This is a genomic window from Desulfovibrio oxyclinae DSM 11498 (genome assembly GCF_000375485.1).
Taxonomy (GTDB): Bacteria; Desulfobacterota; Desulfovibrionia; order Desulfovibrionales; family Desulfovibrionaceae; genus Pseudodesulfovibrio; species Pseudodesulfovibrio oxyclinae.
Genome location: NZ_AQXE01000008.1, coordinates 81,135 through 98,260, shown reverse-complemented (window position 1 = coordinate 98,260; position 17,126 = coordinate 81,135). Strand labels below are relative to the sequence as shown.

General features: G+C 59.1%; 15 protein-coding genes. 7 read left to right on the top strand and 8 right to left on the bottom strand.

Translation table 11 applies throughout. The features are described 5' to 3' along the window. The first annotated feature begins 17 nt into the window (after positions 1-17). The 3 genes from hslV (at position 18) to B149_RS0110065 (ending at position 2,316) form a co-directional block, all read left to right on the top strand. On the top strand, positions 18-557 hold the full coding sequence (gene hslV / locus B149_RS0110080) for an ATP-dependent protease subunit HslV (protein WP_018125070.1): 540 nt from the start codon (positions 18-20) through the stop codon (positions 555-557). Then, entirely contained in the window at positions 558-1,922 is a 1,365-nt protein-coding gene (gene hslU / locus B149_RS0110075) for an ATP-dependent protease ATPase subunit HslU (protein ID WP_018125069.1), read from the top strand. It abuts the gene before it with no gap. Positions 1,923-2,121: 199 nt separating this feature from the next. Then, positions 2,122-2,316, top strand: coding sequence for a hypothetical protein (locus B149_RS0110065; RefSeq protein WP_018125067.1), 195 nt, complete (start codon positions 2,122-2,124; stop codon positions 2,314-2,316). Between the two features lie 36 nt (positions 2,317-2,352). On the opposite strand, the gene B149_RS0110060 is transcribed toward B149_RS0110065, so the two are convergent. The 3 genes from B149_RS0110060 to B149_RS0110050 all read right to left on the bottom strand — a co-directional run bounded on the left by B149_RS0110060 (position 2,353) and on the right by B149_RS0110050 (position 5,584). Beyond that, entirely contained in the window at positions 2,353-2,553 is a 201-nt protein-coding gene (locus B149_RS0110060) for a heavy-metal-associated domain-containing protein (RefSeq protein ID WP_018125066.1), read from the bottom strand. Between the two features lie 24 nt (positions 2,554-2,577). Continuing rightward, entirely contained in the window at positions 2,578-5,061 is a 2,484-nt protein-coding gene (locus B149_RS0110055; protein WP_040372614.1) for a heavy metal translocating P-type ATPase, read from the bottom strand. Between the two features lie 121 nt (positions 5,062-5,182). Further along, on the bottom strand, positions 5,183-5,584 hold the full coding sequence (locus B149_RS0110050; RefSeq protein WP_018125064.1) for a hypothetical protein: 402 nt from the start codon (positions 5,582-5,584) through the stop codon (positions 5,183-5,185). Between the two features lie 266 nt (positions 5,585-5,850). Here B149_RS0110050 and B149_RS0110045 point away from each other — a divergent pair, with 266 nt between their 5' ends. The 4 genes from B149_RS0110045 to cysC all read left to right on the top strand — a co-directional run bounded on the left by B149_RS0110045 (position 5,851) and on the right by cysC (position 9,668). Continuing rightward, on the top strand, positions 5,851-6,699 hold the full coding sequence (locus B149_RS0110045) for a sulfide/dihydroorotate dehydrogenase-like FAD/NAD-binding protein (RefSeq protein WP_018125063.1): 849 nt from the start codon (positions 5,851-5,853) through the stop codon (positions 6,697-6,699). Further along, positions 6,689-8,110, top strand: a complete 1,422-nt coding sequence (gltA, locus tag B149_RS0110040; RefSeq protein ID WP_018125062.1) for an NADPH-dependent glutamate synthase — start codon at positions 6,689-6,691, stop codon at positions 8,108-8,110. Before B149_RS0110045 ends, gltA begins: the two co-directional genes overlap by 11 nt. Before the next feature lie 131 nt (positions 8,111-8,241). Next, positions 8,242-9,072: a 3'(2'),5'-bisphosphate nucleotidase CysQ gene (gene cysQ, locus B149_RS0110035; RefSeq protein WP_018125061.1), complete on the top strand. Its 831-nt coding sequence runs from the start codon at positions 8,242-8,244 to the stop codon at positions 9,070-9,072. Beyond that, positions 9,069-9,668, top strand: a complete 600-nt coding sequence (cysC, locus tag B149_RS0110030; protein ID WP_018125060.1) for an adenylyl-sulfate kinase — start codon at positions 9,069-9,071, stop codon at positions 9,666-9,668. Before cysQ ends, cysC begins: the two co-directional genes overlap by 4 nt. A 74-nt stretch (positions 9,669-9,742) precedes the next feature. Here the strand turns inward: cysC and B149_RS0110025 are convergent, their stop codons facing one another. From B149_RS0110025 to B149_RS17950, 5 genes are all read right to left on the bottom strand, one after another. Then, entirely contained in the window at positions 9,743-10,630 is an 888-nt protein-coding gene (locus B149_RS0110025) for a glycine betaine ABC transporter substrate-binding protein (protein ID WP_018125059.1), read from the bottom strand. Positions 10,631-10,733: 103 nt separating this feature from the next. Then, on the bottom strand, positions 10,734-11,582 hold the full coding sequence (locus B149_RS0110020; RefSeq protein WP_018125058.1) for a glycine betaine ABC transporter substrate-binding protein: 849 nt from the start codon (positions 11,580-11,582) through the stop codon (positions 10,734-10,736). 34 nt (positions 11,583-11,616) lie between these two features. Then, positions 11,617-12,453 carry an ABC transporter permease gene (locus B149_RS0110015; protein ID WP_018125057.1) on the bottom strand — a complete coding sequence of 279 codons (837 nt, stop codon included), beginning with the start codon at positions 12,451-12,453 and terminating at the stop codon, positions 11,617-11,619. After that, positions 12,440-13,642 (bottom strand): quaternary amine ABC transporter ATP-binding protein, encoded by a 1,203-nt coding sequence (locus B149_RS0110010; RefSeq protein WP_018125056.1) that lies wholly within the window; start codon positions 13,640-13,642, stop codon positions 12,440-12,442. The genes B149_RS0110015 and B149_RS0110010 overlap by 14 nt, the downstream gene beginning before the upstream one ends. A 715-nt stretch (positions 13,643-14,357) precedes the next feature. Continuing rightward, entirely contained in the window at positions 14,358-17,036 is a 2,679-nt protein-coding gene (locus B149_RS17950) for a PAS domain S-box protein (protein WP_083909210.1), read from the bottom strand. Positions 17,037-17,126 lie beyond the last annotated feature (90 nt).

The window sequence follows — 17,126 nt, the reverse complement described above, 5'->3', positions numbered from 1 at the left end:
CACTCAACGAGGATACAATGGAACTCAAAGGAACCACCATCATTGCGGTCAAGGACGACAACGGAACCGCCGTCGCAGGGGACGGACAGGTCACCTTCGGACAGGCTATCTGCATGAAGCACGGTGCCCGCAAGGTGCGCAAGCTTTACAAGGACAAGGTCTCCGTGGGCTTTGCCGGCGCCACCGCCGACGCCTTCACCCTGTGCGAACGTTTCGAACAGAAGCTGGAGACCTTTTCCGGCAACCTGACCCGCGCCGCCGTGGAACTCGCCAAGGACTGGCGCACCGACAAGTACCTGCGCAAGCTCGAAGCCATGCTGCTCGCTGCCGACGCGGAGCACATCCTGATCATTTCGGGCAATGGCGACGTCATCGAGCCGGACGAAGGCATCGCGGCCATCGGCTCCGGAGGCGCATACGCCCTCTCCGCCGGTCGCGCCCTCAAGGACAACACTGACCTGTGCGCCCGCGACATCGCCGAAAAGGCCATGAAAATCGCGGCCTCGGTCTGCGTGTACACCAACGAAAACATCACCATCGAGACACAGGAAAAATAGATGAGCAACCTCACGCCCCGCGAAATAGTCACCGAACTGGACAAATACATCATCGGGCAGGACGCGGCCAAGAGGATGGTCGCCGTGGCCATGCGCAACCGCTGGCGCAGGCAGCAACTCGATCCGGAACTGCGCGAGGAGATCGCGCCCAAGAACATCATCATGATGGGCCCCACCGGCGTGGGCAAGACCGAGATCGCCCGTCGCCTCGCCCGTCTGGCGAAATGCCCCTTCCTCAAGGTCGAGGCCACCAAGTTCACCGAGGTTGGCTACGTCGGCCGCGACGTGGAATCCATGATCCGCGACCTCACCGAAATCGCCGTGAACATGGTCCGGCAGGAAGAGACCGAGCGGGTGCGTCAGCGCGCGGAAAAGAACGCCGAGGAGCGCATTCTGGACCTGCTGTTGCCCGGCTCCGTGCCCAAGACCGAAAAGAACTTCTTCCAGCTCAGCACGCCGGATCAGGAGCCGCCCAAACCCCGCGACACGGAAACCCGCGAAAAATTCCGCGACATGTTCCGCCGTGGCGTGCTCGACGAGCGCGAGATCGAGGTGGAAATCACCTCCCAGGCGCCGCAGATGGGCATGGTGGGAATGCCCGGCATGGAAGACATGGGCATGCAGATGCAGGACATGCTCGGCCGCATGTTCCCCAACCAGAAGAAGGCCCGCAAGATGCGCGTGCGTGATGCCTACGAGGCCCTCATCGACGAGGAAGCCGAAAAGCTCATCGACATGGACAAGGTCTCCGACATCGCCCGCGAACGCGTGGAACAGGGCGGCATCATCTTCATTGACGAGCTGGACAAGGTGGCCGCGCGTCAGGACCAGCAGGGCGGCGCGGACGTCTCCCGCGAGGGTGTACAGCGCGACCTGCTGCCCATCGTCGAAGGCTGCGTGGTCAACACCAAGCACGGCATGGTGCGCACCGACCATATCCTGTTCATCGCCGCCGGCGCTTTCCACTACTCCAAGCCCTCGGACCTCATCCCGGAGCTTCAGGGCCGCTTCCCGCTTCGCGAGGAGCTGCAGGCACTTGGCAAGGAGGAATTCTACCGCATCCTCACCGAGCCCAAGAACGCGCTTACCGTCCAGTACAAGGCTTTGCTCCAGACCGAAGGCATCAACGTGGATTACACCCGTGAAGCGCTGGAAGAACTCTCTGAAATGGCCCAGCGGGTCAATGAGGAGACCGAGAACATCGGCGCACGCCGACTCTACACGCTCATGGAGAAAATCCTCGCGGACCTTTCCTTCCATGCCCCGGAGCGCAGCGGCCAGACCGTACAGATAGACCGCAGCTACGTTCAGGAGAATCTCGGCGACGTGGTGGAAGACCGCGACCTTTCGCGCTTCATCCTCTAGCCCTTCTCCCTGCCCGGAAACAAATGCCCGGCTCCGCCAATGCGGTAGCCGGGCTTTTTCGTGCCATCCTGCCGGAATGATTGCTCCGGCCCGAACACGGGAAAATTTGAGGCGCAAAACCGCGCCGGTTGGAATGTCGTCTGCATTATCTCCTGAAACGGCAAATCCGTCCCGTCACCGTCATTTCAGGAGTACCATCATGAGCAAACACTGCTGCGTATGCAGACAGAAGATTCCGTCCCACGACTTCGCCATGCAGACCATAGACGGTCCCGCGTGTAGCGACTGCCTCGTGGCCGCGAAGCGAAGCGTTCCGCCCTACGGTCCCGCCCTTCAGCGCAAAAAGACGAAACAAGCCGCCGAGGGATGGCGACTCGTGGTCAACGGAGCCTAGGAAAGCGTCCGGGCCGCACCGGCGGCCCGGCGCGTTCTATTCTTCCACTTCGAACCCGACCTTGGTGATGGCGTCCTTGACCGTCTGCGGATCGACGGGTTTTTCCTCGTCGTACTGCGCAATGCCGGTTTCAAGGGTCACGTTCACGTTCGTCACGCCGTCCAGCGCCTCCAGTGCCTGCGTCACGGATGCGGTGCAGTGCCCGCAACTCATGCCTTTCACTTTCACCTGTGCCATGGATATTCCTCCTGTTGATTTCTTCTATTGACGGCTGCCGAAAAAACGCAGCCTGAGGGCATTGGAAACCACGGTGACCGAACTGAGCGCCATGGCCGTTCCGGCGATCATGGGGTTCAGCGTGGGGCCGCCGAAAATGTGCAGCACGCCCGCAGCCACGGGGATACCGATGGTGTTGAAGGCAAAGGCCCAGAACAGGTTCTGCCGGATGTTGCGCATGGTGGCCCGGCTCAGGTCCAGCGCGGTGAGCACGGCTCTCAGGTCGCCCTTCATGAGTACCACGTCGCCGGACTCCACAGCCACGTCGATGCCAGAGCCCATGGCCATGCCGATGTCGGCACGGGCCAGCGCGGGCGCGTCGTTGATGCCGTCGCCCACCATGGCCACCTTGAGTCCCTTGGCCTGAAGCTTTTCCACTTCCTGCGACTTCCTGTCCGGCATGACCTGCGCCAACACGCCGCTGATGCCCGCGCTGGACGCCACGGCCCGCGCCGTGGTCTCATTGTCGCCCGTGAGCATGATCACCGCCATGTCGCGGTCCTTGAGCCGGGAGATGACCCCCGGCGCCTCGGCCCTGATGCGGTCCGCAATGCCAAGCACCGCAGCCAGCATTCCGTCAACGGCCAGATACAGGGCGGTCATGCCCTCGCCGGCCATCTCCTTTCCGGGCCCTTCGGCCTCCTGAATGCCGGTGACCTTGCGTTCACGCATGTAATCCAGATTGCCGATGAGCACCTCGCGGCCCTCGACCTTTGCCGAAATGCCGCGTCCGGCCACGGTGCTGAACGCTTCGGGCGCAGAAAGCCTGAGCCCGCGCTCCGTGGCTGCGCCGGTGATGGCCAGCGCCAGCGGGTGCTCCGAGTCGCGCTCGGCCGATGCGGCCAGCCGCAGTGCGTCATCCTCGCTCATGCCGAAGGATGCCACGCGCACCAGCTCGGGCTTCCCATGGGTCAGGGTGCCGGTCTTGTCAAAAACCAGCGCGTCGATTTTTTCCGCTTCCTGCAAGGCTAGCCCGCTCTTGATGAGTACACCGAGCTGCGCCCCGCGTCCGGTGCCGACCATGATGGAGACCGGCGTGGCAAGGCCCATGGCGCAGGGGCAGGCAATGACCATCACCGCCACGAAAATGCGCAGGCTGAAAGGAAATCCGGCCCCGGAGACATACCACGATACTCCTGCAATCAGGGCCACGAGCATCACGGCGGGCACGAAGTAATAGCTGATGGTGTCCGCAAGGTTCGCGATGGGCGCTTTGGAACCCTGCGCCTCCTGCACCAGCCGGATGATGCGGGCCAGCATGGTATCGCCGCCCACCCGCTCGGCCTTCATGGTGAGAGAGCCATGAGTATTGAGCGTACCGCCCGCAAGAGGATCGTCCACGCCCTTGTCCACGGGAATGGGTTCGCCGGTGAGCATGGATTCGTCCACGCTGGAGGTGCCGGACAACACCGTGCCGTCCACAGGCACGCGCGCCCCCGGTTTGACCAGCAACGTGTCTCCCGGCTCTACCTCGGTGACCGGTATTTCACGAGTGTCGTCGCCTTCCAGCAGCACGGCCGTGTCCGGCGTGAGATTCATGAGCGCGCGGATGGCGTCGGAAGTCTTGAGCCTGCTGGATGCCTCGAAATATTTGCCCAGGGAGATCATGGCGATGAGCACCGCCGCCGACTCGAAATACAGATCCATGGCCCGGGCCTGCGGATCAATGCCGAGGCCTATCTCCACGGTGTTCCAGACGGAATACAGAAACGCCGCACCGGTGCCCATGGCAACGAGGGAATCCATGTTCGGCCCGCCGCGAAGCAGCGCCGGGATGCCCTGCGTATAGAAATGCCGTCCGGCCCAGATCACAGGCAGGGTCAGCACAAGCTGGGCCAGCGCAAAGGTCAACGGAGCATGCATCGGATCCAGCCACGCGGGCAGCGGCATTCCCCACATATGGCCCATGCTCAGTATGAGCAGCGGAAAGGCGAAAAGAAACGCCGGGATCAGCTCGCGCCTTTTTTCGGCCAGCCTGTCCTCGGCTTCCTGTCTGCGCTGTTGGAACATGTTCGCTGCGGGGTCCTGCACTTCGGTGGTGAAGCCCGCATCGGCAATGGCTTTTCTGATTTCACGTCTGGAGACCGTCTCCGAATCAAAGCGGAAAACGCCTTCCTCCGAGGCGAGGCTCACTTCGGCAGATTCCACGCCTTCCATGCCGCCAACCACCCGCTCGATGCGGCTGGAACACGCGGCGCAATGCATTCCGCCAATATTCAGCCGCAATTCCTGAACGCCCTCTTCCGCTGTAGGCGTGTCGTCAATGAACTCGGCCCCGAAGCCCAGGTCCTCTATTCGCCTGGACACCGCCTCCGGCTCCAGCACCTCCGGATCGAACGAAAGATTCATGGTCTCCGCGGCAAGGTTGACGTTGACCTCGTCCACGCCTTCCATGCCGCCAACCACTTTCTCTATTCTGGTCGAACAGGCGGCACAGTGCATGCCGCTTATCTTCGCTTCCTTTTTCATGAACACCGGCCTGTTTTGTTGATAATGAAAATCCATTGCAACACGGGTCGAATGTAAAATCAACCTTCCGATGAAATACCACAAGCGGTAAATGATGTCAGCGAAGACGCCATGCTTGCTGTTAAGCGATGGCGGAGAAGGAGGCACCGGGCAGCGGACTTTCCGGCTGCATGGCGCGGTGGTATGCGCTGCGGGCCTGACGCACGGGCAGACTTTCGGTGCCGGGCAGCGAATCGGCCCAGTTCACGCGGGAGTCCACGGCGCGGGAGGTGACCTCTGCGGCAAGGTCGCGCACCGCGGTTTCGGTCTCGAAGGCTCGTTCAAGGCGCCTGGCTTCACGCGATTGCGGGGAGTATTCGGCATCGACGCTTATCTCTTCGGACTCGTAGGAAAGCCCAAAGCCTCCGAAGGACAGACCGGCCTTGCGGGTGCGCACCACGGCTTCCGGCCGGGACTGACGTTCCGGACCGCGTATGCCGTCTATTTCACGGTAGAGATTATGAGGATCGGAGTCGATGCGCATGGTGCCCTCGTAACCAGTCGAAGCCTTCCCCGAAACAGGGGAAACCCTCGTTCTTCGGTCCGGGCATCCCTGCGGCACTGCGCCGCGCTCACTCCAGAGGGATCCGAGACCCGTCCCCGCCGATCCTTGGCGAAAACGGAAGCGTGTGAATCGACCATAAACAAATCCATGTTTTTTGACAAGTCACCACCGAGGTTGTACCGTGCACCACTCTCGTCGGCTCCAGGTCGGCGAAACGATAAATCCACACATAAAGGCGGGTATTCATGGGATTCAAGATTCTCAAGAAGGAAGAACTCATCCCCGGTCAGACGTCGCTTTTCGTCATAGACGCGCCCCAGATCGCCAAAAAGGCGATGCCGGGCAATTTCGTCATCATCCGCATTGACGAAAACGGCGAACGCATCCCCCTGACCATTGCGGACAAGGACCGCGAAGCAGGAACCATAACCATCGTATTTCTCGTGGTCGGCAAGTCCACCGCACAGCTCAACATGCTGCAGGAAGGGGACGACATTCTCGACGTCTGCGGCCCGCTGGGCAAGGCCACGCACATTGAAAAGCAGGGCACGGTCATCTGTGTCGGCGGCGGCACCGGCATTGCGGCCATGCATCACATCGCTAAAGGACACTGGGAAGCCGGAAACCACGTGGTCGCCCTCATCGGCGCAAGAACCGAGAACCTACTGCTCTTTCGCTGCGAACTCAACGGGTTCTGTCCTGAAGTCATGGTCGCCACCGATGACGGCAGCGTGGGCCATAAGGGCTTTGTCACCGAAGTGCTCAAGGACCGCCTTGAGCGAGACAGCAACGTGACCGAAGTGGTCGCCATCGGCCCCGTTCCCATGATGGAAGCCGTGGCCAAGGTCACGGAGCCTTTCGGCGTCAAGACCACCGTCAGCCTCAACTCCATCATGGTTGACGGCATCGGCATGTGCGGCGCCTGTCGCTGCAGCGTCGGCGGCAAGACCAAGTTCGCCTGCGTGGACGGCCCGGAATTCGACGGACACAAAGTGGATTTCTCCGAACTCAAAGCCCGGCTCTGGCAGTTCAAGGAGCAGGAAGACGAATCCATGGGCAAATTCAAGAAGGAGTGTACCTGCCATGGAAAATAAACCCCGCAAGCCCGCAGACATCGGGCCCCGCATTCCCATGCCCGAGCAGCCCGCGGACGAACGGGTCCGAAACTTCTCCGAGGTGACTCTGGGCTTCACACTGGATCAGGCCGTCGAAGAGGCCGAGCGGTGTCTTCAGTGCAAAAAACCGCTTTGCCAAAAGGGATGTCCTGTCGAAATCGACATCAAATCCTTCATCGCCAAACTCGTCGACAAAGACGTCTCCGGTGCCTACGAAGTGATCCGCAAGACCAACTCGCTGCCCGCCGTGTGCGGTCGCGTCTGCCCGCAGGAGAGCCAGTGCGAAGGCATGTGCATCCTCGGCAAAAAGAACGAACCGGTGGCCATCGGTCGTCTGGAGCGTTACATCGCCGACGCCTTCATGGCCTCGGACGCCTGCGAAGAAATCACCGGCACCCATGAGTGCGCCCTCGTGCGCGAGGACCTTCAAGTCGCCTGCATCGGCGCAGGCCCGGCCTCGCTCACCGTGGCGGGCTACCTCGCTTCCAAGGGCATCAAGGTCACTCTTTTCGAAGGGCTTCACGAACCCGGCGGCGTGCTGATCTACGGCATTCCCGAGTTCCGCCTGCCCAAGAGCATCGTGGGTCGCGAGGTCAACGCCCTCAAGGACCTCGGTGTCGAAATCCGCACCAACTGGGTCGGCGGAAAGACCATAACCATTCAGGATCTGCAGGACGAAGGATACGACGCGATATTCATTGGCGTCGGCGCCGGTCTGCCCCGCTTCCTGAATATTCCGGGCGACAACCTCGTGGGCGTGTTTTCCGCCAACGAATATCTCACACGCGTCAACCTCGGCCGTGCATACGACTTCCCCAATTACGACACCCCGACTTTCAAGGCGAACGACGTGGTGGTCATCGGCGGCGGCAACGTGGCCATGGATGCCGCACGCACCGCCAAACGCATGGGTGCCGAGCGCGTCTCCATCGTGTACCGCCGCACGCAGGACGAGATGCCGGCACGCCTCGAAGAGCTGCATCATGCCATTGAGGAAGGCATCGAAATTCGCGCGCTTTGCGGACCGCTCGCCTTCAACCCCGGCGAATCCGGGCGGCTGGAAACCATGACCGTCCAGAAGATGTGCCTTGGCGAACCGGACGATTCCGGCCGCCGCAGCCCCGTGTGCATCGAAGGCGAAACCGAGGAGATTCCCTGCGACATGGCAGTGGTTGCGGTCGGCACCCGTCCCAACCCGATCCTGCTGGAGGCCACTCCCGATCTGGAGCTCAACAAGTGGGGCTACATCGCAGCCGACCCAGAAACCGGTGAGACTTCCATGGAGAACGTCTTTGCAGGCGGCGACATCGTCACCGGTGCGGCCACGGTTATTTCCGCCATGGGCGCTGGCAGACGTGCCGCTCAGGAAATCGCCAAGCGACTTCTTTAGATGCGCGGATAACAACCCATTCCACTCACGGGGCGGTCTCAGGACCGCCCCGTTTCATATTGCGTCGTTCTTGCCTGAATGCCGTGAAAACGCTAAAAGCCCGGCAAGAAAGCTCACCGAAAGGAGTCCGCATGGACCGTATGGACAAAGACAGCCTCTATGCCCTGAACCGCATCGCACGGGACGCCGGGGCAGCCATCATGGAGATATACGCCCGTGATTTCGAGGTGATGACCAAACAGGACCAGTCGCCGCTCACCGAAGCCGACCTGGCATCCCATCAGTGCATCATCAACGCTTTGGCGGAGCATTTTCCCGACATCCCGGTTCTTTCCGAGGAGTCCAAGGGCATCGACTATGAACAGCGCCGTGACTGGGAACGGTTTTTCCTCATCGATCCGCTTGATGGCACAAAGGAGTTCGTCAAACGAAATGGCGAGTTCACCGTAAACATCGCGCTGATCGAAGACGGCCGCCCTGTTGCAGGCGTGGTCTTCGCTCCGGTGCCGGACACCCTGTGGTTCGCCGCTGACGAACTGGGGGCATGGCGCTCGCAAAAAGGCGGTGAGGCCGAACCGATCGAGGCCGGGAGATTCGAGTCGCTTTCAGGGCTGCGCATTGTCGGCAGTCGCTCCCATCCTTCGACCTCCATGCAGGCCTTTCTTGACGAACTGCCTGAGCATGAACTGCTGGCCATGGGCAGCTCCATCAAGCTCTGCGCCATCGCGGATTCCGGAGCCGACGTATATCCGCGTCTTGGTCCCACGAGTGAATGGGACACGGCTGCCGCACACTGCGTTGTTGAACAGGCCGGCGGAAGCGTCGTGCGCCTTGACGGCGAGCCACTCGCCTACAACAAGGAAGACATCCTCAACCCGCTGTTCATGGTTTTGGGCAACTGCCCTTCCGAGATCAAGGATATCCTCACGGCTTCTGCCCGCGAAAAGGTTGAATTAGCGTGAAAAAACATATCACTCCCCATAGAGGCGAGGTCTGCCGGCCGGACCGGGAACAGCAGAACGGGCATCGCGGTGCGGTGTTCTGGTTTACCGGCCTTTCCGGTTCCGGCAAGTCCACCATCGCCCATAAAGTCGAGAAGGCTCTATTCGATGAAGGTCGCAAAGCCTATGTGTTTGACGGCGACAATGTTCGTCACGGGCTGTGCGGCGATCTCAGCTTTTCCCGCGAAGCCCGCGCGGAGAACATCCGTCGCATCGCCGAGGTCTCTAAGCTGTTCGTGGAAAACGGCATCATCTGCATGTGCGCGTTTATTACGCCCCTCAAATCCGACCGTGACCGCGTCCGCGATATCGTCGGTGAGGGGGACTTCCACGAGGTATATATTTCCTGCCCCGTTGAGGTCTGCGAAGAACGGGACGTGAAGGGCTACTACAAACTGGCCCGCGAAGGGAAAATCAAGAACTACACCGGCATCTCGGCTCCCTATGAAGAGCCGAAGAACGCGGACATTGTCATCCACAGTGACCGCACCAGCATCGACGATTCGGTCCAGCAGGTTTTGGACTACGTGCGAGAGTGCACTGCCAACGGAAAGTAGTTTTCAAACAAATAAAAAAAGCCCCGCCGTTTCGGCGGGGCTTTTTTTATTGCGAGAAGACAGATCGGCCGGTCTTACTTGACCCAGCTCTGGACCTGTTCGGGGTTTTCCTTGATGAAACGCAGAGCGTTTTCATAACGGTCGGCCCCTTCCTCCTGGTTCCAGGCCATAACCATCTGGAGCTGGCTGGAGGACTTCCACTTGAAGTTCTTGAAGAACTCATACACTTCCGGCATGTCGTCCTTCAGGTCATTGCGAACGATCGTGTAGATCTGCTCTTCGCCGCCCATGACGCCCTTGGGATCCTTGAGGTACTTGAGGTCCCACTTGCCAAACATCCAGTGCGGAGACCAGGTGGTGATGACGATGGGTTCCTTCTTCTTGTAGGCGTTGGCGAGCATACCGACCATGGTCGCGCCGGAGCCTTCCATCAGCTCCATCTTGTCCAGGTCGTATTCCTTCATGGCCTTGTCGGAAAGGCGCATCAGGCCCGCACCGGGGTCGATGCCGTAGATCTTTCCGCCGAACATGTCGGCGTTTTCGTTGAGCTGGTCGATGGAATCAACTTCGGTCACATAGGACGGAACCGCCCAGCCGAGGCGTGCGCCGCCGGCGATCGGACCGAGTTTTTCCACGCTGTCTTTTACCTTATTGAAGTAATCGGCATGCGTGACCGGCAGCCATGCGGTGACCATGGCGTCAACGTCGCCGGTTCCGACTGCCTGCCACATAGCTGCGGCGGCAACCGGGTACAGTTCCACGTCATACCCCATCTCCTCTTCCAGTGCCGCCTTGACCACGTTAGTGGATGCGGCTGCGCAGTCCCATTCGACATACGCGATTTTCACCGGCCCCTTGTCTGCGTTGGCAAGTGCCGGGAAGCTGAAGAGAACTATGGACAAGGCCATGATGAGAAGAGCAAATCTGGTCCGCAAAAGAACCTCCTGATTGAAATTGAACATCCCCGGCGGAAAGGGTGTGCGCCCTCCTTTTGGGCTCACTGCCGGGACCTGAAAAGATGCCGCCCCCTTGAGAGGCGGCATCATTATTCTCACAGATGACGGCTTACTTCAGCCAGCCGTCAACCTGTTCCTTGTGCTTTTCGATGTACTTCTTGGCAGCATCGTACGGTTCCATGCCTTCACGGATCCAGACCATGACTTCAGCCATTTCGTCCGGAGTCCACTGGAAGTTGTCCAGGAACGCGTGCACTTCGGGCATGTCGCTGTCCAGGCCCTTGCGGACGAGGGTCAGGATGGTGCCGTCTTCGGGATCACCGAACACGTTCTTGGGGTCCTTGAGGTACTTGAGGTCCCAAGTGCCCCACTTCCAGTGCGGGGTCCAGCCGGTGACCACGACCCAGTCGTTGCGGCGGATGCCGTCCTTGAGGGCGGCAGTCATCATGGCGCCGGTGGAGTCGATGAGTTCCATCTCATCCAGACCGTACTGCTCAATGGCGTTGTCAGCCTGCTGCATGACGCCTGCACCGGGGTCGATGCCGATGATTTCGCCGTCGAACTTGTCGGCGTTGGCGTTGAGTTCTTCAATGGAGTCGATGGTCACGTAGGACGGAACGACAAAGCCGGACTGCACGCCGACCATGTTCGGACCGAGGTTGACCAGATCCTTTTCGGTGCGCTTCAGATTGTCGGACTGGATGGGCTGCCAGGAGGAGACCATGCCGTCCACGTCGCCGGCAGCGACGGCTGCGTACATCGGGCCGACGGAAACCGGGATGATTTCGCATTCGTAACCCATGCGCTCCTGAAGCACGGCCTTCACGACGTTGGTGGAGGCGACTTCGGAAGACCACTCGACGTAGGCCAGTTCGACCTCGCCCTTGGAGGCGAATGCCGGGAGTGCCATAGCCAGGCACAGGACCATGGCCATGACGGAAACGATGACTTTTTTCATTGGTTAAGCTCCGTTTGGATAATTGTTAAAAGGTTTACGCCTTAGAGCGCGAACCGAGTTTCTGAAGGATACGGTCAAGCGCGATGGCTACGATAACGATGCCGATACCGGCTTCGAAGCCGTCGCCCATCTGCATGCGCTGAATTGCTTTCCATACTTCGCCACCAAGACCGCGCGCACCAATCATGGCCGCGATGACGACCATTGACAGGGCCAGCATGACGGTCTGGTTCACACCCGCCATGATGGTCGGGGTAGCCATGGGAAGCTCAAGTTTGAAAAGACGCTGCCAGCGCGTGGAACCGAAGGCTTCGGCGCATTCCACCAGTTCGCCGGGCACCTGCTTGATGCCCAGACAGGTCAGGCGGATGGACGGCGGCATGGCGAATACGACGGTGGAGAAGATTGCCGCCACCTTGCCGAGACCGAAGAACGGAATCGCCGGGATGAGGTAGACGAACGCGGGCATGGTCTGCATGACGTCGAGAATGGGCATTACGAGTCTGTAGACCGGGCGGCTCATGGCCGCGAAAATACCCACTGGCACCCCGATGGCGATGGATACCAAGGTGGAAACAAGCACCAGCGCCAGCGTACTGATCGTGGCATTCCAGAGGTCCATGCTCCAGATGAGCAGGAAACCGAAGAGGCAGAAGAAGCCCACACCGCGGTTCTTGGTCAGGCGCCAGGCCATGAGCGCGAACAGCGGAATGAACAGCCATTCGGGAATGGCCTTGAGACCGGCTTCAATCCAGTCCAGACCGTTTTCCGTGATTTCGGAGAAAGCCTTGGTCAGGAACGAGAGGTTCTCGACCAGAAAGTCGATAGTGGCTTCAATCCAGTCGCCTAAAGGCAGTCTAGGAATTGTCATCAGAGTTCCCCCTTTCCGCAAGTGCACCCAGCAGGGTTCCGCGCACGATCACGCCCTTGAGCCTGCCGTTTTCGTTGACGACCGCCAGCGGATACGGAAGGTCGTAAATGATCTGGATGAGTTCGCTCGCCGGAGTGTCCAGCGTGACCGTTTTCGGGTCCTTGGTCATGGCGCTGGAGAGATCGCGGCTGCCTTTCTCGACCAGGGTGCGGCAGTCCTCGACGGAGAGAACGCCCGCCACGCGGTGTTCGCTGTCAATAACGAACAGGCTGGAGATGGCGTGCTTGCGCATCTTGCGCAGAGCGGAGCGCGGCCCGTCGGACTTGAGGTAGGCCACAGCTTCGCAGCGCTTCATAACGGATTCCGCAGTCAGGACCTGCGTGATGTCGGCATTCTCCACGAAGCGTTCGACGTAATCGTCGGCGGGGCTGGTGAGAATGTCTTCGGGAGTGCCGGTCTGTACGATGCGGCCGTCTTTCATCAGCACGATGCGATCGCCCAGCTTCAGGGCTTCGTCGAGGTCGTGGGAGATGAAGAGGATGGTCTTTTGCATGTCATCCTGCAGGTTGATCAGCTCATCCTGCATATCGCTGCGGATGAGCGGGTCGAGCGCGGAAAACGCTTCGTCCATGAGCAGGATGTCCGGATCCAGAGCAAGGGCGCGGGCAAGGCCCACACGCTGCTGCATTCCGCCGGAGAGCTGAGAAGGCAGGGAATCTTCCCAGCCGCCAAGACCGACGACGCTCAGTGCGTTTGCGGCCTTTTCGCGTCTGACGGATGCGTCAACGCCCTGAATTTCCAGCCCGTACTCGGCATTCTGCAGCACGGTACGGTGCGGGTAGAGCGCAAAATTCTGAAAGACCATGCCCAGTTTGGTCAGCCGCATCTTGCGCAGTTCCTCGCTGTCCAGGCTCGTTACGTCCTGTCCATCGATGCGCACGGTGCCCGAAGTGGGCTCGATGAGGCGGTTAATGCAGCGGACCAGTGTGGATTTACCGGAACCGGAAAGACCCATGACGACAACGATCTCGCCCTCTTCCACGGTGAAGGATGCGTCATTGATGCCGACGCCGTGTTTTGTCTTCTCCATGATCTCGTCTTTGGACATCCCCTTTTCAAGCATGGGAATGACCTTCGACGGATTGGGGCCGAAGATCTTGTATAAATGTTCAACTTCGATTTTGGCCATAAGTGCTCCTGATATATTAATGAAAGCGGCCCTAACTACGAAAGGAACCGCGCCTGACAATACTTGGTTTGGCAGTCATGAACCATCCCCGGCAAAAGCCGACGGGACCGACCACGAAGGTCGCGATGAGTGTGGGGGATGCGGGCGGGAGGGACGTCGTCCACCCTGCCGGGAGAGTCTGGATCGCTCAAAGAGTTCATAAATAATGATAAGTAGCAATACGGACGACATACAAAAAACAACAATGCAAAACACATCGTTTTGCACTGCAATACGACAATCACCTATGTTGCACCGTTGTAACGGCCCGCATTTTTTCAATTGCATCTCCGGCGAAATTGCGAGAGCGGTGCAGAAGCACCATTTCCACACGATTTATCGTGCAGACCCCGCCGGGAGCTATATTGTAATACACAATCACCCACCCCATGTCAAATGCAGTCAGATTTCAAGATTTCTCCTTCATAGACACAACTAGAAGCAAATAAACCAACTCTCAAGCGATTAGCACACGAAAAGCTCAACCGATCATATCCTTATGAATCCTGACCATCCAACCCTCGCCCATGCTTGTGTGCAATAATTTGCCGGTTTCGCGTCCCACGCCAAGCTCGTTCAAACTCATGTTTTCGACAGAAAACGAACGCACTCCGCCCCCCGAGTCAATGGTGCGCAGGTGCCCTTTTTTGGTCATACAGGGCTGTGCCGGACAGGCTCAGACCTTGCCACCCTTGGGGCCAAGAGGGATGGTCACACGGAACGTGGCACCGTTGCCGGGGCTGCTCTGGCAGCTGATGGTGCCTTGCAGCCGCTGGGTCACAAGGTTGTAGACCATGTGCATTCCGAGGCCGGTTCCGCCGCGCCCACGCTTCGTGGTGTAGAAAGGTTCAAAAATTCTGGCTCGCGTCTCCTCGTCCATACCGTTTCCGTCGTCGGCATATTCGATAACCACCCGTTCGCCCTGCAACTCCGTCTTGATCGTGATATGACCGGCCTCGACACCATCGAAGCCGTGGCTCAGGGAATTCATGAGAAGGTTGGTCAACACCTGCATCACCGCCCCGGGATAGCTGTCCAGTTCCACTTCTGGGCCGCTTACGGATATTTCATGCTTTGTACGCTTGTACTTGGAACGCAGGCTCAACAGCACTTCATCAATGTACTGCTTGATCTTGAATGTGCGACGCTCTTCTGAGGTCTGATCCACTGCAACCTGCTTGAAGCTCTGTATCAGTTCGGAAGCACGACTCAGGTTCAGCAGTACGGCGGATGATGATTCCATGGAAAGCTTGATGAACTTTTCGAAGTCCGAGCGTTTGAGCTTGCCGTCCTTGTAGACCCGGTCCATTTCATCGGCCTTTTGCTGAAGGTAGGAAATGGTTGTCACCCCAACGCCAATGGGCGTGTTGATTTCGTGGGCCACCCCGGCGACCAGGCCACCCAGTGAGGCCATTTTTTCCGACTCCACGAGTTGTTCCTGCGCCTTCTTGAGGGATTCCAGAGATTCCTTCAGTTCGTTGGTGCGAGCTTCCACGCGCAGTTCGAGTTCCTCATTGAGCGCACGCAGTTCGTCCTGAGCCTTGCGACGCTCCGTACTGTCGAGCCCGACGGAAAGTATCTCCGTCAGGTTGCCGTTGCTGTCGAAAAGCGGCTTGCTGGTCCAGGCCATCCACAGCTTCTGACCATCCTTTCTTATGTTCCACATCTCGGTTGAGTGATAGTTGTCCGGCGTCATGGCGATGGTCTTTGTCAGCTCGGCCATGCTTTCTTCCATGTCGGCCTCGGGCATGATGGTGTTCTGCATTTCATGGCCCACAAGCTCTTCATCGGAATAGCCGAACAGCTTCTGTGCGAACTCGTTGGCAAAAAGAATGGTGCCGTCGGTGCGCCAGCGAAGGATGACACTCTGGGCATCCTGCACGAGGTCACGGTACTTCTCTTCACTCAGGCGAAGCTCCTCTTCCGCCTGCTTCAGATCCGTAATATCCTCCACCGAGAACATGAATCGCTCCTGATCGGCTGCCTCGAAACGTATGGAGGCGATTCGGACCGGCACGACATTGCCGTCCTGCCGAAGCATCCACTTCTCCACCGGATCCATGGAGTCCGCCTGCATGAGCTGATCCCGCTCGCGGGTGCCGCCGGGAAGCCAGTCGGAGATCAGGGTACCGGAAATATGCTCGGGCCGACCGCGTAGAATATCTGCAAAGGTCTGGTTCACATCTGTAAAACGGCCGTCCCCGTCAACCACGCCGAGCCCAACCGCAGCCTGCTCAAACAGCATCCTGCTGTAACGCTCGCTGGCCCGCAGGGCCAGTTCGGCGGTTTTCCAGTCGGTTACGTCGCGGCCTTCCGCCAGCAGATAGATGATGTGTCCCCCTTCATCCCGCACAGGCTTCAGGGAGTAGTCGATGACACGCAATTCACCGAGGAAATTCTTGTGGCGGGCTTCACCGCGAACAATTTCGCCCAGTGCGGCGCGGGAGATGGCTTCCCGGCACTGCTGCATCTGGTCGGGAGAATGATTCCACCACGCGGTTTCCCAGAACGGCTTTCCGACGACTTCACGGGGCATAATGCCGAGGAATCCGAGGGCGCTCTGGTTGGCACGCAGGAGCCTGCCGTCCACGCGCAGCAGACCTATGAACTGGTAGGTCTGGTTGAAGATGGCACGGAACATTCCCGCGGTCCGGGCCATATCCCGATCAGCGCGAACGCCCTGCCATATCGACAGGCCACCCAACAGCAGGATGATCAGAGTGATGCCCAGCAAGGTCCAGAGCTGCTTGCGCAGATAAAGCCTCATCTCCTGCTCGACGTCATCAAGATACAGGCCGGACCCCACTACCCAGCCCCATGGCTTAAACCCCTGCACATAGGAGAGCTTTTGTTCGATGCGGCCCGGCTCATCCTGCCACTGCCAGTAGTAGGACACGAAGCTGCCACCTTCCTCGGCCACTGAGTCCACTATCTCACGGATCAGCTGCTTGCCGGTTATGTCTTCGAGATCAATGACGTTCTTGTTTTCAAGGTCGCGCCGGTAGGGATGCATGACCATGACGCCATCCATATCGTTGACCCAGTAGTAGGCTTTGCCTTCCGGGCCATAGCGCATGGTGGCAAGCAGCGCTAGCGCACGCTTCTGCGCTTCTTCGCGGGAAATGATTCCGGCTGTTTCCAGCTTGTACTGCCGGTGGACGATATCGATGCCAAGCTGAACGACATTGCGTATGCCGCTCTTTTTCTGCTCCACAAGCCCTTCGCGGAAGTTGGGCAGTTCGACGAAAAATATGGCTACAAAGAAAAGCAGGAGCGACATGAGGGTGGGGATCGCCACGCGAATCCACGTCCCTCTCGGGTCTGTCTTGACAGTTGCTCCGTTCCTACCAGCCATGTCGGTCTCCGATTGATTTCCAGATACTGCCCCCACTCTAGCCACAGGCCCGACATGCCCATATTATAAATGAATATTCAAAAGAAGAAG

What these genes read in the sequence shown, in the direction of transcription:
- hslU (WP_018125069.1), top strand. Translation starts at nt 558, where the DNA reads ATGAGCAACCTCACGCCCCGCGAAATAGTCACCGAACTGGACAAATAC.
- B149_RS0110025 (WP_018125059.1), bottom strand. Translation starts at nt 10,630, where the DNA reads ATGTTCAATTTCAATCAGGAGGTTCTTTTGCGGACCAGATTTGCTCTT.
- hslV (WP_018125070.1), top strand. Translation starts at nt 18, where the DNA reads ATGGAACTCAAAGGAACCACCATCATTGCGGTCAAGGACGACAACGGA.
- B149_RS0110015 (WP_018125057.1), bottom strand. Translation starts at nt 12,453, where the DNA reads ATGACAATTCCTAGACTGCCTTTAGGCGACTGGATTGAAGCCACTATC.
- cysQ (WP_018125061.1), top strand. Translation starts at nt 8,242, where the DNA reads ATGGACCGTATGGACAAAGACAGCCTCTATGCCCTGAACCGCATCGCA.
- B149_RS17950 (WP_083909210.1), bottom strand. Translation starts at nt 17,036, where the DNA reads ATGGCTGGTAGGAACGGAGCAACTGTCAAGACAGACCCGAGAGGGACG.
- B149_RS0110060 (WP_018125066.1), bottom strand. Translation starts at nt 2,553, where the DNA reads ATGGCACAGGTGAAAGTGAAAGGCATGAGTTGCGGGCACTGCACCGCA.
- B149_RS0110050 (WP_018125064.1), bottom strand. Translation starts at nt 5,584, where the DNA reads ATGCGCATCGACTCCGATCCTCATAATCTCTACCGTGAAATAGACGGC.
- B149_RS0110020 (WP_018125058.1), bottom strand. Translation starts at nt 11,582, where the DNA reads ATGAAAAAAGTCATCGTTTCCGTCATGGCCATGGTCCTGTGCCTGGCT.
- B149_RS0110045 (WP_018125063.1), top strand. Translation starts at nt 5,851, where the DNA reads ATGGGATTCAAGATTCTCAAGAAGGAAGAACTCATCCCCGGTCAGACG.
- gltA (WP_018125062.1), top strand. Translation starts at nt 6,689, where the DNA reads ATGGAAAATAAACCCCGCAAGCCCGCAGACATCGGGCCCCGCATTCCC.
- B149_RS0110065 (WP_018125067.1), top strand. Translation starts at nt 2,122, where the DNA reads ATGAGCAAACACTGCTGCGTATGCAGACAGAAGATTCCGTCCCACGAC.
- B149_RS0110010 (WP_018125056.1), bottom strand. Translation starts at nt 13,642, where the DNA reads ATGGCCAAAATCGAAGTTGAACATTTATACAAGATCTTCGGCCCCAAT.
- B149_RS0110055 (WP_040372614.1), bottom strand. Translation starts at nt 5,061, where the DNA reads ATGAAAAAGGAAGCGAAGATAAGCGGCATGCACTGTGCCGCCTGTTCG.